We start from the raw sequence: 24693 nt of genomic DNA on the forward strand, positions 1-24693 counted from the left end.
TATTATAAACATATCCCGTTTTCTAAATATATTTCCTATAGACCCCAAATCGCTCGTTTCGCAACAGAGGTCTCATTTTTCTAACACTTTTAAGAAACGCCATGTCTATCTCCACATCCATGACAGCTTCTTCAAAAAGCGGAAACTGCGCCACAATGTCGCCGTTCGGATCCACAACGTGGGAGCCTCCGAAGTAGATCGAAGCAGGCGAGGCTGCCTGATTGCAGCAGACAACATAACTTGTCTGGGAAAATGCGGTTCCCTGTGTCAGTTTTTTCCAGTTTGATAAGCATTGTTCCCCTTCTGCCCGGTCCAGAACTGTGGCTGCAGAGGGATAAAAGATAACTTCGGCCCCCAGCTTTGCTGCGAAGATCGCGTTCGTCATGTGCCACAGGTCCTCGCATACAAACATGCCTGCCTTACAGGCGGGAGCTTCAGCGACCGTCACCTCATCACCTTCGCTGAAGGTAAGGTGCTCCGTATACTGGGCGTAATTGCATAGGTTTATCTTCCTGTGCAGGCCAAGACTTCTGCCCCCGGAAAAGTATTCCAGGGCTATGTAAGGCCTCTTGCCGGGCTGCTCGAAAAGCGGATAGCTTATGAGGATATCGCACTTGCTATCTCTGGTTTTTTCCGCAATAAGAGGAAGTGCGGCGTTGACGTTCCTTTCGAGCCTTTCCGCTCCCGCCTCGGTCGATATTGCCTCTTTGATCTCATAACCGGAAAGGTAGAGCTCCGGAAGCACAAGGATCGAACTCCCTTGTTTCCCGCAATCGTCCAGCAGCGACAATGCCCTTTTCATGTTCTTTTCAACATCCAGTACAACAGGCGCGACCTGCGCCAAGGTTATCGTGAAACTCTCCATTTTTTATCACCTGATTTTTTAGAATAGGCCTATCTCACCCAAATTATACGTGCAAAATACTGATATAAAATAATGCAATATATCAGATAATTATAAGAGTGCTATATTTCATAAGTTTTTTATGATCCTCTGCAACAGCATTGCCAGAAACCCACCCATAACCATTGTTTTTTAGACGTTCATCATTGACGGATAACTCATTTTACCAAGACAAAACACAACAGGAGGAATGAAAAATGTTGAAAAACCTCTTTAGTCCTATCACCATCAAGGGGAAGACCATGAAAAACCGACTGGCGGTATCTCCGATGGTAACGAACTATTGCAACGAGGACGGAACATGTACCGAAATGTTTTCTGCATATCACGAAGCAAAAGCAAAAGGCGGCTTCGGAATGATAATCACGGAAGATTTTGCGGTCAGGCCCCGCGGGAAGGGATTCAAACACCTGCCCGGACTGTGGAATGATGAGCAGATCCCGGGATTTAAGGAATTTACGAAAAGGATCCACAAGCATGATACTGTTTTGATCGCGCAGATATACCACGCAGGCAGACAGTCAAGCAAAATGGTTCTCGGTCAGGTACCTGAGGCACCTTCGGCTATCCCATGCCCATTCAGCCCGGATATGCCGGAAGAGATGAGTATCGAGGAAATTAAGAAAATCATAACAGAATTCGGAGACTGTGCGCGAAGGGCTGAAGAAGCGGGCTTTGACGGAATAGAAGTACACGGAGCTCACGGGTATCTGATCTCCCAGTTCATGTCCTCCTATACCAACAAGCGTACCGATGAGTACGGGGGATCTCTCCAGAACCGCATCCGTTTCGCGGTGGAGGTAGTCAAAGATATCCGCTCAAAGGTCTCCAATGAGTTCATTGTCGGATACCGCATCTCTGCGGATGAATATGTTACCGGCGGCAGGAATATCGGAGACACTATGACAATAATTCCGTATCTTGAAGAAGCAGGCATTGACTATATCCATGTATCAGCAGGCGTTTACCGCTCATTTGACGACATAATCCCGTCGCAGTACCGCGGTCATTCTTGGAATACGACTGCTGCCGTAGAGGTAAAAAAGATAACCAAACTGCCTGTGATCTCTGTAGGAAGGATAAATGACCCAAGACTTGCAGAAACGATCATTGCCTCAGGGAAAGCAGATATAGTTGCGATGGGCCGTCAGTCACTTACAGATCCCGAAACACCCAATAAGGCAAAAGGGGGCCGTTTCGATGAGATCCGCAATTGTATCGCATGCCATCACGGATGCGTTAAAAACCTTCTTAACAACGTTCCGATCCAGTGCATCCTAAACCCGAACCTGGGCAGAGAAAGTGAAGTCTCTCTTGAAAAGACAGAGGCACCGAAAAATATAATGGTCATAGGCTCAGGTCCTGCCGGACTTGAGGCTGCTATCACAGCGGCCTCGCGCGGACACAGGGTAAAGGTTTTCGAGAAAAACCGCTGGGCCGGCGGCCAGTTCCGCATCGGTGCGGTGCCGCCCGGAAAGGGTGAGATGATCAACTATATCAACTGGCAGCTGAACGAACTCAGGAAACTTGGAGTCCCTGTCCTTATGGAGACGGAAGTCACGCCGGAACTTGTGAAGAAGGAAAAGCCTGATGTCATTTTCGCCGCCACGGGAGCAATACCCATCATCCCGAACATACCGGGGATAGACAGGCCAAACGTCGTAACTGCACATGATGTACTCTCAGGCAAAGTCAACACCGGGAGCCGCGTTGTTGTGGTAGGCGGAGGCTGCGTAGGAGCTGAAACAGCAAACCAGCTTGCTAATTACTTGAAGTGCGTGACCATCATCGAAATGCTGGACGCGATAGCAGGAGATGAAATAGTGGTACCTCGCTGGGATCTTCTTGAAGATCTTGATAGGAACAAGGTCAGGATCTGCACAAAGACCACGGTCGATGAGATAACAGATGCAGGAGTGAAGGTCTCAGGTGCCGTAAACGAAGTTATCCCCTGCGACACAGTAGTGCTTGCAGTAGGGGCTAAGCCTGTACTGGGCCTTGCAGATGCTCTTAAAAAAGAGGGTTATGATGTCCGCGTCATCGGGGACGCTGCAAAAGTCGGTCTGGGCGGAGAAGCTATAATGGAAGGCTTTGAGGTAGGAAGGACCATCTAAAAAATCATGTCTTTAGCTCCGAAAAGTATCACCCTTGGATCTATCAGCGTGAATTTAGCTTTCACTTTGATGCTGCCTCTCTCCGTCAGGGGGGAGACAGCATCATTATATTTAAAAAAAGATCTCAAAACGGAGGCTTCTCCTTTTGAGGTCGCAGATGTCTGATCTACAGGCTCGGGCCTATACGTGTTATGCCTGTCTCGGAATGGCCGAGGATCTCTGAAGCGGTCTGTTCGCCTGCAACTACTGAGATCAGCTTTTGGAAGAGCCTTTCACCCGCTCTTTCGAGGGATTCATCCCCCAGCGTTACCGGACTTGCGTCAAAATCAATGTTCTCCTTCATCCACGAAGCCACGTTTGGGTTGCCGGTTATCTTTATCACGGGGGCAAGGGGAGATCCCACCGGCGTTCCCCTGCCTGTGGTGAAGAGGACGACCTGAGAACCTCCGGCAACCATCCCCGTTACGGACTCGACATCGAAACCCGGAGTATCCATTATCACAAGTCCCTTCGACGACGGGATCTCGCCATAGCGTACCACCTCCGCGACTTTGGAAGTCCCGGCCTTTGCAAGGCAGCCCATTGATTTTTCTTCTATCGTGGAAAGTCCTCCCTCGATATTCCCGGGAGTAGGCTGCGTTCCCCTCAGATCAACATGCATCGAGTTCGCGCTCTCCTCCACATCCTTTACGATCTTTATCACCCTTTTCCCGACCTCGGGAGTTGCGGCACGGGCAGAGAGTATATGTTCAGCGCCTATCATTTCCGGAGTCTCGGACAATATGACCCTGGCACCGAGACTTATCAGCCTGTCTGAGACCCAGCCGACCAGGGGATTCGCGCTGATCCCGGAGGTAGCGTCGGACCCGCCACACTCAAGGGAGACTGACAGATCGCTGATGTCCGCCTCCTCTCTATCCTGTCGCATGCATTTCTCATGCATCTTTCGTACTATATCTATTCCAGCGTTAACTGCGGCCGTCGTCCCGCCGCATTCCTGTATCCTCACAAGCGCGGCGGGGCGGCCGGATGCCTGCATCTTCTCCACCATGCGTTCGGCGGATGACCCCTCGCACCCCAAGCTTACCACAAGCACTGCCGCAATATTGGGGTTCATTGCAATTCCGTCGAGAGTCCTCTGGGTCTGCTCCTTGTCTGCACCAAGCTGTCCGCACCCGCTGCTGTGGCAGAAGACCGCAGTCCCGGGAAGGGCATCGGCGATCTTCTGCGAGATATGGTTCGCACAGACAACAGATGAGAGGACAAGGACATGGTTCCGTACACCTACGCTGCCGTCAGGCCTTATGTATCCCAGGAACTTCATTTCAGATCCCCTCTCCCTCTTCCGCTGACGATATTATGGACATGCACGTGCTCACCGGGTTTTATAATTTGACTTGCATACCCGATCACTTCGCCGTACTTTATGACCTTTTCGCCCGGGCGTATCTCCTCGACCGCAGCCTTATGGCCCATTTGCAGCCCGGACGTTGTTTTGATGCCGGCAGAAACACCCTTCCCGACAAGCGCCTCGTCAGCCGTGACGTCCCTTATCACAGTGACGACATTGTCATTTATGTTCACTCTTATGCAGTTCATTTTCATCAATTTCCTCCGTTTGGCTTAAGCCGCGATCCATGCCTGAACATATTAGCATAAAGGCTGCGACATGCATCTTTAAAGCGTACATCAAATATGGCAGATATGACATTAAAGTGATAAAATCCAACTGATATCTCCAAATAGGATTTCAGCATGCTTCAGCTTTACTTGCGAGCATTTATCCGCGAAATAACAAGCGATAATAATGAGATGAGGGGATCCGGAAGATGAGATCTTTTACTGACAATTACGAAGATAATTCCACAGATGCGGGTTTTCAGTTTGTCTTTCATTGTGACAAGTGCGGGGATGGCTACAAAAGCGAATTCATAGAGTCGACTACATACCGGAAAGGCAGGGGCCTGCGAGGGCTGGTACAGGGCGTCAGCATGCTGGGCGGACTTATCGGGGGCGGCGCCGGAGATATCAGCTCTTCACTGGAGAGAGGCATCAATGCGTTGTCCGAAAGATTCGAGGGCATGTCGCCTGACTGGCATAAAGAACATCAGGCAGCTTTCGAAAAAGCAATGAACGAGGCAAGAGAACGTTTTCACCGCTGCGATTCGTGCAGCAGCTGGGTCTGTGATTCCTGTTTCAATGAAAATGAGCGTTTATGCACCGAATGTGCCCCACGGCAGGAGGTATATGCCGCAAAAGCCAGGTCGGACGCAATGAGAAGAAATATCGACGAGGCAGCCGGATCTGCCACAGTATGGAAGGACAAACTTGAGGGCAAAGCAAAAAAATGCCCGGCCTGCGGCAAACCTGCGGGAAACGGAAAATTCTGCGGACACTGCGGTGCTTCACTTGCAGAGAAAAAATGTCCTGACTGCGGCCGTGAAAATCCAAGCAGCGCCAAATTCTGCACTTACTGCGGCGCATCCATGTCCGCCGTTAAGAAGGATACTGTCTGCCCGGAATGCGGCGCAAAGACGGAACCCGGACTGCGGTTCTGCTCAGAGTGCGGACATAAACTATCATAGCTCTTGAAGCATCGATCGTCAGCTGGAAGAAAATATTAGGTGTCAGTGTATAACTTACTGCTGCTTTAAAAAGACCGCGTCTGATATCACCGGTATATTCGAAATGCCGGTTCCATACAAAAAAGAGGCTGTACGGGATCTGAAGATCCATTGCAGCCCCTTTTTAATTATCTCGCCTGAATATTCAAAAGACGACGATCATGGTCGGCGTTTTAAATTAACCAAGGGGATCAGGAAGAGTATCGCAAAAGATAATGATCCGACTGCACACCCTCCGCTTCCTCCGGTATCATAACTGACGCGGATCGGGCCGCAGAAACTGTTGAAGAGCAGGTCTCCATTTTTAAGATATTGAAGGATCGCGTAAGCGCCGTTTCCAAAGTTGGCATCTCCGAATATTGTCCGGTGGACAGTTTCACCCGTATCCCAGTCCATGCCCGTGATTTCCCAGCCGTTTTCATCGGTATAGCCGTTGACCATGGCCATTTTTCCCGCCTGGCTATGGACAGGGACCATGCTTGTGGAAGATACGTCAGACCGTGTCCATACGGATGACCATTTGTCCGTTGTCGGATCCCATTCAAATCTTTCAGCACCGTAAGATGTAGTGTAGGCGGGCCCCATAAGTGCGACCTGAAGTATCTTGTTTTTTCCGGGCAGGTCAGGATCCACGGTTTCCGGCATGTTGTTCACCACGAAGGCTCCGTATCCCGAGACCACTACTGACTGTTCGGTCTGTATCCAGTCAGGCAGCTCATCGAAACCGCAGGTGACAGGTATCTCCCCGGCAACGCGCTGACCCCCTACGGGTATCTCGTCGCGCCAGAAAGCAAGGAGCCTCATCTGCTTTCTCCCGTCAGTGATGACGACCAGCTTGTCCTCGTCGTCCCCGAATCCCATAAGAGTGGGTGTTGAACCTGACCCGTACCCAAACTTTATTATTGGAGGCAACTCAGAGGAAGCTTCATATTCGAATTCCCAGGCTCCGTCATCAGGGTCATCAGAGATCTCCGTCCCTGTCCAGACCAGTTTGCGCATTGTACCTTCGATAGGGGCGACGGTAGTAGCACTCGCGATATATATGCCGCCTTTATCGTCTACAGCCACAGAATTGCTTACGTAATCTTCATCGTCAAACCTGTAGAAATGCTTCGATGCCAGGTCAAGATCTCTGTCGATGACCGCTATCCCGTTGGAGAAAGCTACTATAAGGTGTCCGTCGTAGGTCATTGAAATACCGAAAAGACGCGTACCAACAGGGTAGTCGTCTCCCTGAATTTCTTCAATGACATTTTCGATCTCATAGCGCACCGTGATCCCCGCTGAAGGGTCATCGGGATCGGTAAGGGCAAAGCCGTAAAGATTGGCGTCATAGTGGGTATAAAGTACATTTTCGTTGTCTACGACTGAATAGGAGCCATGTCCGAACCTATCTGCGTAATCAGTTCCAAAAAGGTCAGCCAGGTATAGGTCCATCTCTTCAACGTCCATCCCAACGGCTGTGGACTTGCCAAACTCTTTGAAACTTTCACCCGGGACTGCAGGAAGACTTCCCCCTGAAGCATCTTCAAGGGCCTGGAAACTCGCAACCTCTGTCCATTTGCCATTTTTTTTATCAACATAGGCAACACGGTCGCTCCCTACCACCCACATGAAGTCCGGATCGGTCGACGCGAGTGTTATGATATTGACCGGTCCCCCATATGAGACAGGCTTGCCGGCCAGTTCCACATGATATGTTCCACGTGGTGGTCTATACAAAGTTGAATCGCTCTGTGATGAGTCAAAATGTGTAATGCTGTACAGTTCGGAAGAAAGAAACGGGTTGGGTATCGGATTGTTAAGAGATTCAGCCTTTACCGGCACCATAAGGAAAAACGAAAGCACAACAAATGTCATAATAAGAATAATGTTATATCTTTTACATTTGATAATGTTCATATTTTTACTCCCTTCTCTGAAAAATAAATAAACACGCCCCTTCCAACTTTTGACCGCAAAAACCAAGCTTTCTTGATCCAGGTGACAGCGACACATTAGATTCCTCAGGCCTTTAAAATAACCGATAAAAAGATAATCAGAAGGGCTTTTTCTTAATAAACTATCTAAATATCGGCATTAGAATTAAAAAAAGCCTTATCCCAAATTTGATTCTACATCAAACATTACAAAATTACGACCCCGGCATGTTATTTGCCGGGGTCTCAGGGGCAGGCGGGCGATAGGAAGGTATTTGCAAGGACAGCCGGAAAGAATACCGGCACATGTCAATAGGAGACCGATCAGCAGGCTAGGCGCCGGCTGTCCAGGCCAGGAATATCTCTACAGCGTCAGTGTAGGAATCAAATCCCTTGCCGGCAACGGTGGCTATGCAGGCGGAGGCCGTGAATGAGATTTTCCTGAAGTCTTCCCTGTTGTTGATATCCGAAAGGTGCACTTCTACGGCAGGCAGGTTGACAGACCTGATCGCGTCGGGGATGGCGATGCTGGTGTGTGTGTAGGCGGCCGGGTTTATTATTATCCCGTCGTACCTGCCAAGGGCTGCCTGGATGGTGTCAATGATATCACCTTCATGGTTTGACTGGAAAAAATCGACTTCGACATTCCTCGGTTTGCAGTAATCTCTCACATACTCCATCAGGTCCTCAAGGGTCTCATCACCGTAAATCTCAGGTTCCCTTATCCCCAGCATGTTAAGGTTAGGTCCGTTTATCACAAGGATCTTCATAGTTTGAGCACCTCCAGTATCTTCTTAGCCGTTTTGAGCATGTCTTTGTTCTCGACAGACATGTCGCTCCAGCTCTCGTAGAGACCCACACGCTCGCTGTATATCTGTTCCACGCCCTTGGCTTTTGTAACGGGTCTGCCTGATATTGCAAGGTCTTTAAGTTTTCTTTTTATAAATACTACTGTGCTGTTCTGCCTTATTATATCTTTATTCTCAGGCGTTGTGACGACTCCGCCCCCTGCGGCTATCACAAGCCCGCTCTCCCTGCAGAATTTCGCCAGTACCTCACTTTCCGTCTTCCTGAAATATTCCTCCCCGGAGTCAGCAAATATTTCAGGGATGCTTTTTTCCTCCCCGGCCTCTATCTCTTCGTCGATATCCACGAATCTTCTCTTCGTCAGGCCGTAAATGTACCTGCCCACGGCTGTCTTGCCGCAGCCGGGCATTCCGATCAGGACAATGTTCTTTGTCTCCCTCTCTATCTTCTCAGCTATCATGTATGAGGCCGTTTCAGGTGTATGATCCCCCGTGAAGAGTTCCGAAGCCCGCCTTGCCTGTTCTGTGAGCATGAGCAGACCTCCTCGGAACGGAATGCCAAGCCTCTCTGCCTGAAGCATAAGCGCCGTCTTCGCGGGATTGTATATCAGGTCGGCAACGAAAACGCACTCCGGGAACCGTTCAATATCTATAGGTGATATCCCATTTTTGGGATACATCCCAACAGGTGTTGCGTTTACTATGAGAGAAGCGTCTTTATGGTTTTCAAGATGGGCGTAAGTCACAGGCCCTTTGCGCGATACCGTTATAAGAGGGTCTGCTCCAAGATCGTGCAAGACTGCCTTTACGCTGCCTGATGCCCCTCCGGAACCGAGGATGAGGGCCTTTTTCCCGCGTATCTTATCCTTTATGGGTACCATCATCAAAAGGAAACCTTCGTAGTCAGTGTTATCCCCGCGGTACGACCCATCGGACATTTTGATCATCGTGTTGACGCTTCCTGTCGCCCGCGCCCTCTCAGAAAGCTCACTGCACCATTTGATGATCTCCTGCTTGTAAGGGATCGTCACGTTGAATCCGTCAAGGTCGTTGTCCCTCATGAAATCTTCCAGGGAACGGGGCGGGACTTCACAGAGCTCATATGAGTATGTGCCGAGCATCCAGTGGATAGAGGGCGAGAAGCTGTGTCCCAGTTTTTCTCCAAGAAGCCCGAACCTCTTCACTTTAAACCACCTCCGTATAGCTCCCAAGGTATTTGAGCATCTTGCTGCTCTCCTCGAACCTCACAAGCATCTGCATGAAGTTATCGGAGTATATGGATGTCGACAGGTCGAAATAGAACATGAACTCGAAGTCGCTGTTTGGCAGAGGTCTGCTCTCAAGTTTGTTTATGTTCACTCCAAGGGCGTAAAGGCCGGAAAGGGCATGGTAGAGAGAACCGGGCTTATGCGGCAGGACCGCCATTACGCTCGTTTTGTCAGCACCGGGATAGATCTCCATTTTTTTTGATATGCAGATAAACCTTGTATAGTTGCCCCCACGGTCCTGGACAGAGCTCTTCAAAGTATCAAGGCCGTAAAGTTCGGCGCAGGATGATGAAGAGAGTGCAGCAGCATCCTTTCTTCCCGACTCGGAAAGCATCTTAGCAGCAGCGGCGGTGTTGTCACATGCGGTAATTTTTACCCCGTTCATTGCTTTAAGGAAATCCGCGCACTGGGCCAGGGCCTGCTCATGTGAAAATATCTCCCTGATGTCCGCCATTGTTGTGCCTTTGTTGGCAAGAAGGCAGTGGTCCACCTTAATGCGGGTGCTCCTGACGATGCTGAAATCATACCTGATCATAAGGTCGTATATCGCGTTCACAGACCCTGCTGTGCTGTTTTCCAGCGGAAGGATGCCATAGCGGCATAGTCCCTGGTCGATCGCTGAGAATACACCGTCAAAGGTCGAAAAGTACATGATGTTAGGGGCACGGAACATCTTATCACAGGCGATTTGAGAGTAGGCTCCCTCCACACCCTGGCATGCTACCAGAGGGGCGTCCGGCAGGATCTTCGGCGTTTCAGCTATAGCGGCCGCGACCCTGTCTGACAGATCTGACCTGGTGGCACACAGCCTGTGCTGGTGTGCGCGGCCAAGTTCAAACAGGGTCAGGTAGAGTGTTCTCATGTAGGGCTGAAGTTCCGGGGACACCTCATCCATGATCGATGCCAGCTTCTCCCGCTCCCTCTCAGGGTCCCTTATCGGGAGCCCTCTTTCCTTCTTATATGCCGCAATATCAGCTGATACAGCCATGCGCTCCAGAAAAAGCGCGGTAAGTTTTTCGTCGATCTCATCTATCTTCTTCCTGTGATCCTTCAGATCCATATTTTACCCTCCCTAAAGATGTATTTTCGAACTGAGCAGTGAATCGTAGACCGCTATTGCGGCTGCGGCCTCTACGCAGGGGACTGCCCTGGGTACTATGCAGGGGTCGTGCCTGCCCTTGGTGCTCAGCCTCACGTTCTCCATTTTTGAGAAACTCACTGTATCCTGTTCCATGCTGATCGAGGGGGTCGGTTTTATCGCTGCCCGGAAAACGATCGGCATACCGCTGCTTATCCCTCCCAGTATCCCTCCGTGGTTGTTGGTGCGTGTCGTGATCTTGCCTCCACCGCAGATGAAAGGGTCGTTGTTCCTGCTTCCGGTGGACCTGCTTCCGGCGAATCCGCTCCCGAACTCAACTCCCTTGATCGCAGGAACCGCGAAGAGGACCGCGGCTATCATGTTTTCAAGACCTTCGAACATCGGTTCTCCGACCCCCGCCGGAAGACCCAGGACAGCACATTCCACAACGCCTCCGACTGAGTCTCCTGCCTGCCCTGCCGTCATTATCGCAGCCTTCATCAGATCTCCCGTTCCGCTGTCCATGACAGGGAAAGGGCCGTTCCTGACCCGTTCCAGATCCCTGGCAGATACCAATACGGGGTCAAAGGGCTCATCAAGGACCCCCGCGATCTCGGAAATGTGCGCACCAACATCTATCCCCTCCTGCCCGAGGAGCTGGATAATGATCCCCCCTGCGATACAGAGAGACGCAGTCAGCCTGCCTGAAAAATGGCCCCCTCCGGAGAAGTCGTGCGCCTCCCTGTGTTTCATGCGGGCCGTGAAGTCCGCATGCCCGGGCCTTGGTCTATCTGTAGTATCGGCATAGGCTGACGGATCTGTGTCGGTGTTCCTGATGACAGCGGCAAGGGGCGCACCGCACAGGAAGCCGTTCTTTATTCCCGAAAGTATCTCAGGAACGTCAGCTTCCCGCCTTGGAGTAGAGTATTCGTTCTGTCCCGGAGCCCTTCGGGCCATAAATTTTCCTAGCCTCTCAAGGTCTATCCTCTTTCCGGAGGGAAGCCCGTCTATCACTGTTCCTATCGCCGGAGAGTGAGACTGTCCGAATATTGAGATCCTTATGTTTTTTCCAAAGGCTGAGCTCATGGCTGCTCCTTTCTGACCTCTGCGCCCAAAGACGCGAAGTCTTCAAAAAATCCAGGGTATGATTTATTGACCGCCCCGGCCCCCTCAATCGTTATGCTGTCCTCTGACAGAAGAGAGGCAATTGCTGCCATCATCACGATACGATGATCCCCGTGGGAATCAACAGATCCTCCCGCAAGTCGCCTTCCTCCCGTGACGGAGAGGGAATCCTCCCCTTCCTCTATATCGGCACCGAGCTTCCTGAGTGTATCAGCTACGGTGAACAGCCTGTCGCTCTCCTTTACGCGAAGCCTTCCGGCGTTGGTTATCCTCGTAACTCCCTCTGCGGTACATGCCGCAAGCGCTATCGCAGGCACCAGGTCCGGGATATCACCGGCGTCGATCTCTATGCCCTTCAGTCCGGCAGCTTTCACTCTGACTGAACTGCCGCTGCATTCGACATCCGCTCCCATATCACGGAGGATCCCCGCTATAGCCGCGTCTCCCTGTGAAGAGTCCATGTTAAGCCCTCTGCATGTGACCTCCTGCCCGGAAGCCGCGGCCCCGCAGAGCCAGAAGGCTGAGTTTGACCAGTCCCCCTCGGTGACTGTCACGCCCGGCGAGGAAAATTTCTCTCCTTCAGACATCGTTATGGCATTTCCCTCTTTACGGACTTTTATCCCGAAGGACCGAAGCACATCTATCGTCATATTTATGTAGCCGGCCGACTCGACCTTATCCTTTATCTCTATTCTCTTCTCTCCCCTGATCAGCGGCATTGCCATCAGCAATCCGCTTATGAACTGTGAGCTTACGTCCCCCGGAAGGATGAATGATCCTCCTGAAAGCCTGCCGGAAAGTGTGACCTCGCTCTTTCCCATCCCCGATATCGACATGCCGTGTCCTTCCAGGTTCTCCCACATCGGCCACATCGGCCTTTCGGGAAGTCTTCCCCTCAGAAGGAAGCGTGCTCTTACACCAAGCGCCGCTGCAAGAGGGACAAGGAACCTGTAAGTCGAACCGCTCTCCCCGCAGTCCAGGAGTGCTTCAGGGGGGATCGATGCGATTGGCGTGACGATGACCGATCCGTCCAGATAATCAGCATACGCACCAAGAGAGACAAGGCAGCCCATCGTCGCCCTTATATCATCGGAAAGGTTGCTGCATACTATCTCTGTCTCCCTGTCAGCAAGTGAAGAACATATAAGCTGCCTGTGGGCGAATGACTTTGAAGCTATCGCCTGTATAGTACCGCTTATAGATGATGGAAGGAGGGTGACTTTCATTCTTTTGCGCTCCCTTTGAACGCGGCATCAAGGATCTTTTTTATATCAGCCAGGGGAAACTTCTCCAGTCTGCATCTCCCTATCTCTTCAGGAAAAACGAATGTTATCCCTTCCCCAGATCTCTTTTTGTCAGAGAGCACTACGTTTAGAAGTGCCTCTTTGCTGATATCGGTGCTGTCGGGGAGACCATGGTCCCTTACCATATCACTTATCTGTTCGGGACATTCAGGACCGCAGATCTCGAGTTCCGCCGCCGCACATGCCGCCATCACCATTCCTATTGCGACTGCTTTTCCGTGAGAGACCCCGTAGCCGCTGCATTTTTCCACCGCGTGGCCGAAGGTATGCCCGAAGTTGAGCAGCTGCCTTGGGCCGGTGTCGAATTCGTCCTCGAAGACAAGTCTGCACTTTATGTTAAGACAACGCGCAATGATTTCCTCTATCCGCTCTTTTACAGGTTTTCTGAGCATTTCAAAGAGAGGTCTGTCAGCGATCACTCCATACTTTATGATCTCCGCGCACCCTTCCCTGAAAGTATCCTCAGGCAAGGTGGACAGGAGGTCAGTATCGCAAATGACCATGTCAGGCTGATAAAATGTCCCGGCAAGGTTTTTGCCCATCTCAAGGTTGACCGCCGTCTTGCCTCCCACGGATGAGTCGACGGCTGCAAGGAGTGTCGTCGGTATATGGACAAGACCTGTTCCCCTGAGGTATGTGGCCGCGGCAAAACCTGCTATATCACCGACCAAGCCTCCGCCGAGGGCAAATACCGTGTCGGACCTTGAGAGCCTCTTTTCTGAGAGAAAACGCAGTATCCCAATATATTCGGAGGTATTTTTTGATTGTTCGCCCGCGGGGATCACGTGGGTCTGGGTCTCGAAACCTGCCCTTTCAAGGGAGGTCCTGATATGTTTTGAATGAAGCCTGTCTACGTTATGGTCAGTGATCAGGGCCGCTTTTCCGGGTTTTCTCTTCTCAGCGGCAAGTATCCCGGTATCGGCAGATATCCCGGATCCTATGTATATCGGGTACCTTTCGCTTTCTGTCTCTGCTGTGATAGTCCTCATGGCCCGTCCACCTCCTCCTTGGCTTTTTTGCCTTCCCTGAGAAGTTCCCGCAGGGCCGGGAAATCTTCAGCCTCAAGCGCATCCCTGTATTGGCCAAGGGATGCGATGATAGTGTCCAGTTCTCTCAGGAGGTTGTCCCTGTTGCAGATGAAGAGATCTGCCCACATGCCCGGATCGAGCCATGCTACACGTGTCAGGTCTTTGTAGCTTCCTGCCGATGCCCCCTTGTGTTCCCTTGCTGTAGGGCTTTTGATGTATGCGTTTGAGACTACGTGCGCAAGCTGCGATGTGAATGCTACGACAGAGTCATGCTTCTCTGCCGTCATCACATGCAGGAAACCGAAACCCAGAGGATCGAGCACTTTCTTGACCCTGTCCAGAAGCTGTATGTCATCGAACACCGGCGGAACAAGTACCATAGGAGCTCCGATGAACATGTCCCCGCTGCTGTTTGAAAAACCCGATTTATGGGTCCCCGCCATCGGATGCCCCCCCACAAATGTGAAGCCGTACTTCTCCGCAAGCCTGGACCCTTCAGCGCACACTGTGCGTTTTGTCCCGCAGCAGTCTATAACCAGAGTTTTCCTCGATATCATCTGGGCATGACTGTTGAGAAACTCGACGGTATCCTTAGGGTTTATCGCGATCAGCAGAGCATCGCACTCACCGATATTGTCTTCACCAAGCACTTCGTCCACCGCACCGTATATGCGTGCGAAGTCTACAACTGAGGGGTCCTTGTCAAAGCCCATTATAAAATGGTCTGAATTCTCTTTATAAGCCTTTGCAAGAGAGCCTCCTATAAGCCCCAGTCCGACTATGCCTATCTTCATGATCTGATCGCCTCCCTTACCCTGCTCACCTTTCTGACAAGTGAATCGAACTGGCCGGGAGTTAGAGACTGAGCCCCGTCGCAAAGCGCATGCTGCGGATCATTGTGGACTTCGATCATCAGCCCGTCCGCCCCTGCAGCAGCTGCCGCCATAGCCATCGGCTCCACAAGCCTTGAAAGCCCTGTCGCGTGGCTTGGATCTACCACCACCGGCAGATGGGTCAGTTCGTGAAGCGCCGGAACTGCCGACAGGTCCAGCGTATTTCTGGTGAAGGTCTCGTATGTCCTGATGCCACGTTCACAGAGTATTATGTTTTCATTTCCTCCTGACATTACATACTCAGCGCTCATGAGGAGTTCCTTGAGAGTGTTGGCGAGCCCCCTCTTGAGGAGGATCGGCTTCTTCGTTCTGCCCAACTCTTTCAACAGGTCAAAGTTCTGCATGTTTCGGGCACCTACCTGTATAACGTCTATATCCTCGAAGAGGTCGATATCCCTTACGTTCATTATTTCCGTGACGATCGGAAGGCCGGTTTTTTCGCGCGCCTCTAAGAGCAGATCCAGACCGTCTCCTTTAAGCCCCTGAAAGTCGTAGGGGGAGGTACGGGGTTTGAATGCGCCCCCCCTGAGCAGCGATGCGCCTGAAGCCTTCACGGACTCCGCCACCGAGAGTATCTGTTCGCGGGATTCGACCGAGCAGGGTCCGGCTATGATCTGAAAATTTCCCCCGCCGATCTTAATGCCACTGATATCCACTACTGAGTCATCGGTGTGGAATTTCCTGTTCGCATTTTTGTAGGGTTCTGTTATCCTTTTGACCGACTCGATCATATTGAGGCTTTCGACAAGGTTGATGTCAACTTTGCTCGTGTCACCGATCAGACCGATGATCGTCTTATACTGCCCCTCGGATAGGTGGACCTCCAGTCCCATCGACCTAAACCAGTCACAAAGACTGTCCCTCTGCTGGATAGTTGTTCCTTCTTTCAATATCGCGATCATTGACATCACTCCTTTTTGAAATAGAAAAGAGGCCCCCGGGTTGCGATCCCGTGCGGCCTCTTACTGTCTGTTGACTTATTATTTCAGTCCGGCGTCTCTATATGCCTTCAGTATGTGAGTTTATGCAGCACGAATCGCTTTTATTGCGTGTATAGCAATAAAAGTAATAAAAGCCTGCAAAATCAAACCCACTGAATTTAAGCATCTATTGCGCCCCTTTCACTGAAATTTCGTGTAGTTTGGCACGTTTTGTCAACTTTGTCAAGAAGCCGAAGGCGGGCGGGAAAAGCACCCGCCGGCTAGCAATTGGCAAGCAGTCGGCAAGATGGTTAAAGGCGGAGAAGTGCGGCGGAGAGATGCCGCGAGAAGTGGCGATCATATCGCCGAGAAGAGCCGGCATTGCCGGCGGGGAGGTTGTAGGACTATAAAAATCCATACCCCTAATCGTCATTCCGGTATGCACCTGAGCCGGGATCCATTGTTTATGGTTTTATGCTATTACTGTGTTTATGATCTCATCGAACCCAAGACGCTCTGGATTCCCGATTGAAGCATTCGGGAACGACGGGAGGGGGCAATTGGGGCAGATCGTGAGTGATGACGACGCAACTTGTGATGCTCCGAACCGAGGCGTATATCCATACGTTGAGGTGATGGAGCATCGCATGTTGCTAAGTCAGCGCCGCGATATGCCCCAATTGCGGCAATTGGAATTTAGAGCGAGTGATAACGACGCAACGCGCAGTGGAGCCTTCCGAAGGCGTATATTAATACGTCGAAGGAAGGCTCCGCAAGTGTTGCTAAGTTAGCGCCGCTATAAATCCCAATTGCACTATTTGCGGAAGCGGACGATGGTAACCCCATACCCTCCGTCATGAGGCCCACCTAGGTTATGCTCGATAACATACGGGGTTCTCTTACAGAGTTCCTGTACTTCTCTTCTCAATATCCCCTCGCCGCGGCCGTGGATGACCGCTACCGAATCATATCCTGCCCTGTAGGCCTGGTCAAGGTATTGCTCGACCAATGGTATCGCTTCGTCTATCGTCATGCCCCTTACCATTATCTCGCTTGGAACTCCGACCGGGCGGGAGACCTTGACCTGTACCGACGGAGCTGCCTGAGGGATCTCCTTCTCCGGAACAATGCTGAGTTTGGTCAGAGGGACCTCCACCTGTGCTGCGCCGGCCTGGACAAGGACCTTTTTGCCCCTGATCTCCAGAACAGAGGCAACGCCTTTTGTCCCGATTATCCTGACGGCATCTCCCGGTTTGAGGGTCTCCTTTTTGGCCGCCACAGACTGCTGGGTGATCTTTTTCTCTTCCCTTTCGACGACAGACTTCTCTATCTTGTGGAAGTGGCTTCTCTTCTTTTCGAGTTCGCGCCTTGCGGCCGACTCCGCCTCTGCGGATCCAAGGTTCTTGATGAGAGCCCTCGCCGATTCCTCTGCGTTTTTGACTATGCTGAGGGCTTTTTTGTCAGCCTTTGCTATAAGGGCATCCCGTTTTTCCTCGATCTCCCTGACCCTCTCCTCATAATCCTTTTTCAGTTTTTCAAGTTTCCTGAGCGAGTTCTCGACCTCGGTGCTCTCTTTTTCAAGCTTTGAACGTTTTCCGTGAAGCTCCGCAATGAGGTCTTCCATTGATATTTCCTTGCCGCTTATGGCCTGCTCAGCCCTTTTTATTACTTCACGGGGCATCCCGAGCTTGCCCGCTATGAGAAGGGCGTTGCTCCTTCCCGGGATGCCGGTGAGTATTTTGTAAGTCGGAGAGAGGGTCGCAATGTCAAACTCAACGCTCGCGGTCTCTATTGAGGCCGTTGCGAGTGCAAAGCGTTTTATCGGGTTGTGGTGGGTCGTGGCAAGGACAAGAGCTTTTTTCTCCCTTAGCCAGTCAAGGATCGCTATCCCCAGCGCGGCTCCCTCCTCCGGGTCAGTACCGGCTCCAAGTTCGTCAAGCAGGACAAGGGAATCGGATCCGACTCTGTCCAGTATCTCGGTCACATGCTTCACATGGGCGCTGAAGGTGGATAGACTCTGTTCAATGCTCTGTTCATCGCCAATATCCGCGAAGAGCTCACCGATCACACCAAGGACCGATCCCTCGGCAGCAGGTATCGGAAATCCCATCCATCCAAGGATCGCACATACACCGGCTGTCTTAAGGGCAACGGTCTTGCCGCCCGTGTTGGGTCCCGTGATAACAAGTATTCTGTATTTGTCGCCGCACCCGATGTCGATGGGCACTGCCTTATCAAAGAGAAGGGGGTGACGGGCCTTTTTGAAGCTGAATATGGCCTTCGAAGACAACTCAGGCATCGTCCACCTGTCCAGACGCTTTTTTTCCGAAAGCGCATAGAAGAGATCTATGGTGCCAATTATTTTTTCTGCATCCAGTATCCCTTTTGTCTTTTTTTGGATCCTTGAGGTCAGTTCGCGCAATATCCTCTGTTCCTCATATATCTCCGAGTTTCTGCAGGATGTGAATTCGTTGTTGAGCCTGATCATCGAGTTCGGCTCCATGTATACGCTGTTGCCGGACACAGAACGGTCTACCACGGAACCGGGGAAGATGCTAAGCGCATCGGGGCGGACAAGAAATGTATACCTCCCGTTCCTTATCGTCATGACCCTCTCCTGGAGCATCCCCGATATCGAAGGATCGTTGATAAGTGCGTGCCCTTTTCTTCGTATGGTCTCCCTAAGTTCCTTTATCTTCTCCCTGACTGTTTTGAGCTTTTCGGACGCAGAATCGTAAAGCCTTCCGTCGTCATCTATGACGGAGAGTCTTTCCAGTTCATCGGTGAAATCCCTTATATCCCTGGTCATCAATGAAAATACCGGGTATTTTTCCTTCTCCGAACCGAGTACATCTTTTAGCTTCATGGAAAGCTTGATCAGGTGACGTATCTTAAGGAGCTCTTCCCCTGTGAGGAGGCCTGTTTCGTCCGCTTCGGCAAGCATGGGTGAGACGGGGGCGAGCCCGTTCTGCCACGGCAGCTCACCCTTTCTCTCCCTGTAATCCTCTATTGACAGAAAAAGTTCGTGTCTCGTTTTGAGTTCATCGGGATTTTGGGCAGGCACCGCCGATAAGGCAGCTTCCTCGCCTATTTCGCTCCTGCAGTATTTTGATATCAGGGGGATTATCTTTTTTATCTCAAGGCTGCTGTATGATGAACTTTCTGCGATCATGAAGTTTGTTCCTGTTTCCGTAAGTTGGTTCCTATCGAAGTTCTGCCGCTGTTGGGGACATAGCCCTCAGGCCCTGATTCGCCGGTCCTGTATGGCCTAAGTATCTGCTCGAGCGTCCCCTCGGGCAGTGACCCTGCATTGGGGAGTATGTCAAAATCAAGAAGTATCTGCTTTACCTCAGGCCACTGTCTTCCCGCATAACGGATTATGTCGCTTTGGGTCATCCATGTCGGTTCGACTACGGGAGCAAGCAGAAGTCCCCCTATGAGTACGACATAGACTGCTATAAAGGTTTTGAGAAGGCCGGAGAATATGCCGAGCACCCTGTCAAAGCCGCTCAGGCTTATCGCAGAGAGAAGTCCCTTCATGACTTTGCGGATGAAGGCGACGACAAGAGCTATGATCAACCAAACAAGGATTATTGCTATGAGCTGGGACACCGATTCGTTTATGCCAAGAAAGGCATTAATGAAACCTCCAAATTTACCGGAGAACTTGAAGGAGACATAAAGAGAGCAGAAAAAACCTGCAAGGGTCAATATCTCCCCGACAAAACCCCTGAAGCAGCCGCGGATCACAAAATAGCAGCCAAGGATGATGAAAATGAAGTCTATCATGTGCCAGCCAACAAGGTTCAACTATCAGACCCGCTTTCTTTAAGCGTTTCGCTGATCGAATCGATCCTGCATTTAATGTCGTCAAGTTCATGAGAAAAAGACATAAGTGCAAGGAACAGCCTTTCCTCCTGCGAAAGCGTCGGGGGGAAGGAGCTCACCAGGTCCCGGATCGCGGTAACGATACGGACGAAGCGCTCCTCGTCGAGTGCGGTAGTAAGAGTATATCTCTGTCTCCCGACAAGGAAAGAGTATCTTCCTTCACCAAGGTTTCTGATCTCAGGCGCTTCGTCCATAGCAAAAAACTCCTTTATCCGGATTTGGCTCTATTGTGCTTCGCTCTTTCCCGCAGCCATGGAAGAGACCCTGCCAAGAAGTCCCTCCAGTTTGTGTTCGATTTCATTTTTTTCTGTATCGTATGCTGCTGATCTCTTTTGCAGGTCTTCCTGGAGCTGAAGTATCTCCAGATCTCTGTCGTCTATGACGCCTCTGAGCTCATGGGCTTCCTTTTTCAGCCTCTCGTTTTCTTTTTTCATTTCTTCTATGCCCGCTTCAAGGCCTGCTATTGCCGCTTCAAGCTTTTCAAACTGTTCTATCATACCGGCACCTCCCAATCGTTCTTCCCTTATTTTACCAGAGCTTTAGACTCCGCGGACCTCTCCGCCAAACTTCTTTGACATCTTCTTCATCATCTGCTTCGTTATCATGTCTATCTTTTCAGATGTCAGGGTACCTTCGTCAGAACCTATCCTTGTGCGGAACGATACTGATTTCTTCCCTTCTCCTGCCTGCGGGCCGCGATATTCGTCGACAAACCGCACTTCTTTCACCAGTTCGACCTTGACGGCTGTTTCGTAGATATCCGCCCATGTTACTTTTTCATCGAAAACTACCGAAAGGTCGAAATCTACGCACGGATATTCCGGAAGCCGCGAATACCTGTTCTGTCTTGATGCCAGCGGGACGAGACTTTCAACGTCGATCTCTGATATGACCGTCATGCTTCTCTTTATTCCGGCCTTGCGGGCAGATTTAAGCGAAAGAAGGCCTATGCAGCCTATCGGCTCGCCTTTATAAGTAACATTGAGCCAAAGCTTGTCGTCAGCCCACAGAGGCTTGCTTACCCTGGCAAAACCGAGAGGCTCCATATGGACCGCCCTGTGCATGTGTTCCAGTACACCTTTTGCCTCCCTGAAGAGAAGCCTGGGATCTGTTCCCACAAAGGCTCCGCCGAGATGCCTCGCTATCCCCGGAAGCTTCTCTGACGGATCGTTGATGCTGTGGTAGTCCTTATCGGCAAAGACCTGTGTAAGCTCAAAAATACGGAAACTTTCAAAATACCTGAGGTTCGTGAATACAGCCTTTATCATGCCCGGCACAAGAGTTGAACGAAGCCTGCTCTCATCGGGAGAGGGAGGTGTACTGAGACAGAGCATCTCTTCGGTATCAGCACATGATGCCTCAATATATTCGTCCTCTATCCAGGGATAGGTAAAGATCTCCTGCATGCTGCACCTGAATGCAAGGTATTCCCTGACCGCTCTCTCCATGTCGGCATTTCTCTGGTTTACCGGCTTTTCGAGAATGACCTTTGGAGGGATGAAATCAAAATTTTCGTAACCCATCAGCCTTGCGACCTCTTCAAGTATGTCGTCCGGAAGCGAGATGTCACCCGTAGACCTCCATGAGGGGGCCGTTACGTGGAGCATTCCGTCCTTCTCCTCTGTTTTGAAACCGAGGTTGTCCAGTATCCTTATAACTTCTTCCGCAGTCAGTTCCTTGCCGAGCCTTCTTGAAAGGAAGGAGAGCGGTACTTCAACTTCCGAGTTTTTAAGGGGCAGCGGATAAGAATCGACGAATCCAGCTATCTCCGAATCAGGGAAATATTCTTTGAACATATTCAAAGCTACTGATATAGCGCCATCAACACGCTGGGGTTCAACGCTCTTTTCAAAACGGGAGGAGGCTTCGGTCCGGATGTCAAATCTCTGAGCGGTACGCCTTACTCCCATTGCTGTAAAGTTGGCTATCTCCAGTATTATTTCAGTGGTATCTTCGAGGATCGAGTCCAGTTTACCTCCCATTATGCCTGCAAGGGCAACCGGATTTTTCTCATCGGCGATGACAAGGTCGGAGGTCGTCAGGTCGAGGGTCTCTCCGTCAAGCAGTTCGAGTTTCTCTCCTGCTTTTGCGGTCCTGATATGGATATTGCCCTTGATATGATTTTTGTCAAATCCGTGCGTAGGCTGTCCTGTGGCCAACATCACATAGTTCGTTATGTCAACAGGAAGGTTGATCGGTCTCATACCAACGCGCCAGATCATGCTTTTGAGTTCGAATGGGGACGGGACATTTTTGATCTTTTTGAATGTGACCGCCGCATAGCGGGGACACCTTTCAGGATCTTCTATAACTATCCCCAGATCGCCGAACTTCTCCGGCATGCCTCCGATTTCAAGGGGTTTGAGTTTTCGGTCGTAAATTGCGGCGAGTTCACGGGCCATGCCATAGTGTCCCCAAAGGTCGGGCCTGTTTGTCAGTGACTTGTTGTCTATCTCAAGTATGATGTCATTCAGCCCCAGAGCCTCCGCGACGGGACTTCCGGGTCCGGCGTCAAGAAAGGTAATGTCCATGATCTCCGCTTCGCGGAATGTCGGGAAGAGTTCTCCCAGGCCTATCTCTCCTGAGGAGCATATCATCCCGTAACTCATAATTCCCCTGAGCTTGGCCGGTTTTATCTCGACGGGATCGCCCACCCCGTGCCAGCGCACCATCGCACCAGGTTTTGCTACTACGGTAAGCTGTCCGGGTGCCAGGTTGATGCCTCCGCACACTATCGTGCTCGGCGCCATGTCCCCGACATCCACCGTGCATATCCTAAGCTTGTCAGCATCGGGGTGCGGTTCCACCGTAATTATCTTTCCAACGACAAGCCCTGCGAGGCTCTCCGAAAGGTCGGCCGCGTCCTCGACTTCAACGGTGCACATCGTAAGGTCGTAGGAGAGTTTCTCCATCGTGAGATCTTCGGGAAGGTCGACATATTTTTTTATCCAGTTTAGTGAAAGTTTCATCTTATTTATCTCCTATTTGAACTGATCGAGGAAGCGAAGGTCGGCGCTGTGGAAGAGGCGCACGTCGTCCACACCGTATCTCATCATTACGAGCCTGTCCAACCCAATGTTGATGTAAAAGCCGGACCAGACAGCCGGATCCAGGCCCGCAGCCTTCAGGACGTTCGGGTGCGGAGTGCCCCCCGGCATTACCTCGATCCACCCTACGTGCTTGCAGACTTTGCAGCCCTCTCCGCCGCATACGAGACAGCGCATATCTATTTCAAAACCAGGTTCAACAAAGGGGAAGAAGCCGACCCTCATCCTGACCTCAACGTCTCTGCCGAATATCTTGTCAAGGATAGTTTTGACAAGCACCTTGCCGGAAGCGAATGAGAAATCTTTGTCTACTATCAGAGCCTCATATTGGAAGAAGGCCCTTTCATGTCTTGCGTCGGTCGTTTCGTTCCTGTATACCCTTCCCGGATATACAAAGCGGGCAGGAGCCCCGTGTTCCTGCAGGTAGCGTACGCTGGCTCCCGTCAGGTGCGGCCTGAGGCATAGGCGCCTGGCGCCCCTCTCCTCGTCGTGCCCCTTCAGCCAGTATGTGTCCATGCTCTCACGGGCGGGGTGTTCGGGTGCAAAATTGAGGTTGTCAAAGGCATAAAGCTCACTGGTTATCTCAGGTTCCGAAAAGACCTCAAAACCCAGTGAGCGGAATGCGTCATTCAGGTCATAGCACATCTGTGTAATAGGATGAAGACCCCCGGCTGTAAAATTTACGCCGGGAAGCGTTATGTCCGCTTCACCCTCGAAACATGAGGCGCAGTTTATAAGTTCTTCGTTCCTCTGTTCGATCGCCTGGGTCAGTATCTCTTTGACCTCATTTGCCGCCTGTCCGAGAACTTTCCTCAGCTCAGGCGCAGCCTGCCCGACGCTTTTTAAGACCTCGGTCACTTCGCCCTTGCGTCCCAACAGGTTGGCCCGCACTGTCTGGAGATCCTGAGGCAGTGATGTCTCGGATATCTTATCCATACCTGCTTTCCTGAGCTTATCAAGCTTCTCAAGAAGTCCGGACTCAGCCAGCTTTTGCATTCCCTCTTCCTTCAGTTCCTCAAACACTTTCTTATTCCCCCATTGTATGCAGCTTTAAAGGATCCGGCATGTGCAATGATCATATCCCGTCCAAACTGCTTTTATTCAGTAGTCTGTCCATGTCCGACCTGTGCCCCATTACCCAAATACCGTCTGTTTCCAGGAAAGCCCTGGTCGGAGAAGGTGATTCCTGTTTGCCTTCATGTTCGATCAGTATCACGATAACTTTATAGCGCTGTGAAAATTTCAGCTCTGCGATCGTTCTCCCTATCATCTCGGGGAGCGGCCTCATCTTTCCGAAGCAGAAATCGCCTCCGTCTATCTTGGAAAATCCTGAGTACCATGGATAGACAAGATTTTCTGCTATTTTATGCCCCATATCCCACTCAGGAAATACTATCCTGTGAGCACCCACTCTGGCAAGTATCTTTGCGTGAAGCGCGGTGTTTGCTCTTGCCACTACGAGCGGAACCTGCAGGTCGACGAGGATGGATGTGCACAGTACGCTGTTCTCGAGACTCGAACCGATCGTTACTATGGCGATGTCTACCTCTTTCGCGCCGATCTTTGTCAGTGCGCTCTCGTCTGTTACATCAAGCTGCGCCGCCACATCGATCTTGTCAGACATCTCGGATACAGGTCCGGCCAGCTGATCAACGCCTATGACACTCTGCCCCAGCTCTACCAGCTTTTCGCACAGTGAACTCCCGAAACGTCCCAGTCCGACTATAAGAAAGCTCTTTTTCTCTTTGCTCATCTTTTTCCCTCCTCAGAAGGAA

Annotated in this window: 22 protein-coding genes; 2 read left to right on the plus strand and 20 right to left on the minus strand. The window is 51.1% G+C overall.

What is annotated here, in order from left to right; all coding sequences use genetic code 11:
* Window positions 1-22 precede the first annotated feature (22 nt).
* Complete coding sequence (locus tag OLM33_02990) at window positions 23-865, minus strand: hypothetical protein (GenBank protein MCW1712635.1); 843 nt, start codon at window positions 863-865, stop codon at window positions 23-25.
* A gap of 236 nt (window positions 866-1101) precedes the next feature.
* On the opposite strand from OLM33_02990, the gene OLM33_02995 reads away from it, so the two are divergent.
* Window positions 1102-3018, plus strand: a complete 1917-nt coding sequence (locus OLM33_02995) for an FAD-dependent oxidoreductase (protein MCW1712636.1) — start codon at window positions 1102-1104, stop codon at window positions 3016-3018.
* Here OLM33_02995 and OLM33_03000 read toward each other — a convergent pair.
* From OLM33_03000 to OLM33_03010, 3 genes are read right to left on the minus strand one after another with little or no spacing between them, the layout of a single operon-like run.
* Entirely contained in the window at window positions 3015-3146 is a 132-nt protein-coding gene (locus OLM33_03000; protein MCW1712637.1) for a hypothetical protein, read from the minus strand. The genes OLM33_02995 and OLM33_03000 overlap by 4 nt on opposite strands.
* 38 nt (window positions 3147-3184) lie before the next feature.
* Window positions 3185-4342 carry a UxaA family hydrolase gene (locus tag OLM33_03005; protein ID MCW1712638.1) on the minus strand — a complete coding sequence of 386 codons (1158 nt, stop codon included), beginning with the start codon at window positions 4340-4342 and terminating at the stop codon, window positions 3185-3187.
* Entirely contained in the window at window positions 4339-4623 is a 285-nt protein-coding gene (locus OLM33_03010) for a UxaA family hydrolase (GenBank protein MCW1712639.1), read from the minus strand. The genes OLM33_03005 and OLM33_03010 overlap by 4 nt, the downstream gene beginning before the upstream one ends.
* A gap of 224 nt (window positions 4624-4847) precedes the next feature.
* Between OLM33_03010 and OLM33_03015 the strand changes: the two genes are divergently transcribed.
* On the plus strand, window positions 4848-5603 hold the full coding sequence (locus OLM33_03015) for a zinc ribbon domain-containing protein (GenBank protein MCW1712640.1): 756 nt from the start codon (window positions 4848-4850) through the stop codon (window positions 5601-5603).
* A 198-nt stretch (window positions 5604-5801) separates the two neighbouring features.
* Here OLM33_03015 and OLM33_03020 read toward each other — a convergent pair whose 3' ends face one another.
* From OLM33_03020 to OLM33_03095, 16 genes are all read right to left on the minus strand, one after another.
* The gene (locus tag OLM33_03020; protein ID MCW1712641.1) at window positions 5802-7502 is read right to left on the minus strand and encodes a hypothetical protein; all 1701 of its coding nucleotides are present in this window, start codon (window positions 7500-7502) and stop codon (window positions 5802-5804) included.
* A 391-nt stretch (window positions 7503-7893) separates the two neighbouring features.
* Window positions 7894-8331 (minus strand): type II 3-dehydroquinate dehydratase, encoded by a 438-nt coding sequence (gene aroQ / locus OLM33_03025; GenBank protein ID MCW1712642.1) that lies wholly within the window; start codon window positions 8329-8331, stop codon window positions 7894-7896.
* A complete protein-coding gene (locus OLM33_03030) occupies window positions 8328-9551 on the minus strand; it encodes a hypothetical protein (GenBank protein MCW1712643.1) in 1224 nt (407 codons plus the stop codon). Before OLM33_03030 ends, aroQ begins: the two co-directional genes overlap by 4 nt.
* A 1-nt stretch (window position 9552) precedes the next feature.
* Window positions 9553-10695, minus strand: coding sequence for a chorismate mutase (locus tag OLM33_03035; protein MCW1712644.1), 1143 nt, complete (start codon window positions 10693-10695; stop codon window positions 9553-9555).
* Between the two features lie 12 nt (window positions 10696-10707).
* Window positions 10708-11799 carry a chorismate synthase gene (gene aroC / locus OLM33_03040; protein MCW1712645.1) on the minus strand — a complete coding sequence of 364 codons (1092 nt, stop codon included), beginning with the start codon at window positions 11797-11799 and terminating at the stop codon, window positions 10708-10710.
* Window positions 11796-13064, minus strand: a complete 1269-nt coding sequence (aroA, locus tag OLM33_03045; protein ID MCW1712646.1) for a 3-phosphoshikimate 1-carboxyvinyltransferase — start codon at window positions 13062-13064, stop codon at window positions 11796-11798. Before aroA ends, aroC begins: the two co-directional genes overlap by 4 nt.
* Window positions 13061-14131 carry a 3-dehydroquinate synthase gene (gene aroB, locus OLM33_03050; GenBank protein ID MCW1712647.1) on the minus strand — a complete coding sequence of 357 codons (1071 nt, stop codon included), beginning with the start codon at window positions 14129-14131 and terminating at the stop codon, window positions 13061-13063. The genes aroA and aroB overlap by 4 nt, the downstream gene beginning before the upstream one ends.
* Entirely contained in the window at window positions 14128-14964 is an 837-nt protein-coding gene (locus OLM33_03055) for a prephenate dehydrogenase/arogenate dehydrogenase family protein (protein ID MCW1712648.1), read from the minus strand. The genes aroB and OLM33_03055 overlap by 4 nt, the downstream gene beginning before the upstream one ends.
* Entirely contained in the window at window positions 14961-15965 is a 1005-nt protein-coding gene (aroF, locus tag OLM33_03060) for a 3-deoxy-7-phosphoheptulonate synthase (protein ID MCW1712649.1), read from the minus strand. Before aroF ends, OLM33_03055 begins: the two co-directional genes overlap by 4 nt.
* A gap of 832 nt (window positions 15966-16797) precedes the next feature.
* Window positions 16798-19155, minus strand: coding sequence for an endonuclease MutS2 (locus OLM33_03065; protein MCW1712650.1), 2358 nt, complete (start codon window positions 19153-19155; stop codon window positions 16798-16800).
* Complete coding sequence (locus OLM33_03070) at window positions 19152-19793, minus strand: CvpA family protein (GenBank protein ID MCW1712651.1); 642 nt, start codon at window positions 19791-19793, stop codon at window positions 19152-19154. Before OLM33_03070 ends, OLM33_03065 begins: the two co-directional genes overlap by 4 nt.
* The gene (locus OLM33_03075) at window positions 19790-20065 is read right to left on the minus strand and encodes a hypothetical protein (GenBank protein MCW1712652.1); all 276 of its coding nucleotides are present in this window, start codon (window positions 20063-20065) and stop codon (window positions 19790-19792) included. The genes OLM33_03070 and OLM33_03075 overlap by 4 nt, the downstream gene beginning before the upstream one ends.
* Before the next feature lie 30 nt (window positions 20066-20095).
* Window positions 20096-20368, minus strand: a complete 273-nt coding sequence (locus OLM33_03080) for a hypothetical protein (protein MCW1712653.1) — start codon at window positions 20366-20368, stop codon at window positions 20096-20098.
* 42 nt (window positions 20369-20410) lie between these two features.
* Entirely contained in the window at window positions 20411-22840 is a 2430-nt protein-coding gene (gene pheT, locus OLM33_03085; GenBank protein ID MCW1712654.1) for a phenylalanine--tRNA ligase subunit beta, read from the minus strand.
* 12 nt (window positions 22841-22852) lie between these two features.
* A complete protein-coding gene (locus OLM33_03090; protein ID MCW1712655.1) occupies window positions 22853-23941 on the minus strand; it encodes a phenylalanine--tRNA ligase subunit alpha in 1089 nt (362 codons plus the stop codon).
* Window positions 23942-23993: 52 nt separating this feature from the next.
* Window positions 23994-24671, minus strand: a complete 678-nt coding sequence (locus OLM33_03095; protein ID MCW1712656.1) for a TrkA family potassium uptake protein — start codon at window positions 24669-24671, stop codon at window positions 23994-23996.
* Between the last annotated feature and the right edge of the window lie 22 nt (window positions 24672-24693).

Source organism: Synergistaceae bacterium DZ-S4 (genome assembly GCA_025943965.1).
Classification (GTDB): Bacteria; Synergistota; Synergistia; order Synergistales; family Synergistaceae; genus Caenicola; species Caenicola nitritireducens.

Coding starts and splice junctions, on each gene's coding strand:
- aroA (MCW1712646.1), bottom strand. CDS start 13,064: ATGAAAGTCACCCTCCTTCCATCATCTATAAGCGGTACTATACAGGCG.
- OLM33_03075 (MCW1712652.1), bottom strand. CDS start 20,065: ATGGACGAAGCGCCTGAGATCAGAAACCTTGGTGAAGGAAGATACTCT.
- OLM33_03055 (MCW1712648.1), bottom strand. CDS start 14,964: ATGAAGATAGGCATAGTCGGACTGGGGCTTATAGGAGGCTCTCTTGCA.
- OLM33_02995 (MCW1712636.1), top strand. CDS start 1,102: ATGTTGAAAAACCTCTTTAGTCCTATCACCATCAAGGGGAAGACCATG.
- OLM33_03035 (MCW1712644.1), bottom strand. CDS start 10,695: ATGGATCTGAAGGATCACAGGAAGAAGATAGATGAGATCGACGAAAAA.
- OLM33_03010 (MCW1712639.1), bottom strand. CDS start 4,623: ATGAAAATGAACTGCATAAGAGTGAACATAAATGACAATGTCGTCACT.
- OLM33_02990 (MCW1712635.1), bottom strand. CDS start 865: ATGGAGAGTTTCACGATAACCTTGGCGCAGGTCGCGCCTGTTGTACTG.
- aroC (MCW1712645.1), bottom strand. CDS start 11,799: ATGAGCTCAGCCTTTGGAAAAAACATAAGGATCTCAATATTCGGACAG.
- pheT (MCW1712654.1), bottom strand. CDS start 22,840: ATGAAACTTTCACTAAACTGGATAAAAAAATATGTCGACCTTCCCGAA.
- OLM33_03015 (MCW1712640.1), top strand. CDS start 4,848: ATGAGATCTTTTACTGACAATTACGAAGATAATTCCACAGATGCGGGT.
- OLM33_03080 (MCW1712653.1), bottom strand. CDS start 20,368: ATGATAGAACAGTTTGAAAAGCTTGAAGCGGCAATAGCAGGCCTTGAA.
- OLM33_03020 (MCW1712641.1), bottom strand. CDS start 7,502: ATGACATTTGTTGTGCTTTCGTTTTTCCTTATGGTGCCGGTAAAGGCT.
- aroF (MCW1712649.1), bottom strand. CDS start 15,965: ATGATCGCGATATTGAAAGAAGGAACAACTATCCAGCAGAGGGACAGT.
- aroB (MCW1712647.1), bottom strand. CDS start 14,131: ATGAGGACTATCACAGCAGAGACAGAAAGCGAAAGGTACCCGATATAC.
- aroQ (MCW1712642.1), bottom strand. CDS start 8,331: ATGAAGATCCTTGTGATAAACGGACCTAACCTTAACATGCTGGGGATA.
- OLM33_03095 (MCW1712656.1), bottom strand. CDS start 24,671: ATGAGCAAAGAGAAAAAGAGCTTTCTTATAGTCGGACTGGGACGTTTC.
- OLM33_03065 (MCW1712650.1), bottom strand. CDS start 19,155: ATGATCGCAGAAAGTTCATCATACAGCAGCCTTGAGATAAAAAAGATA.
- OLM33_03005 (MCW1712638.1), bottom strand. CDS start 4,342: ATGAAGTTCCTGGGATACATAAGGCCTGACGGCAGCGTAGGTGTACGG.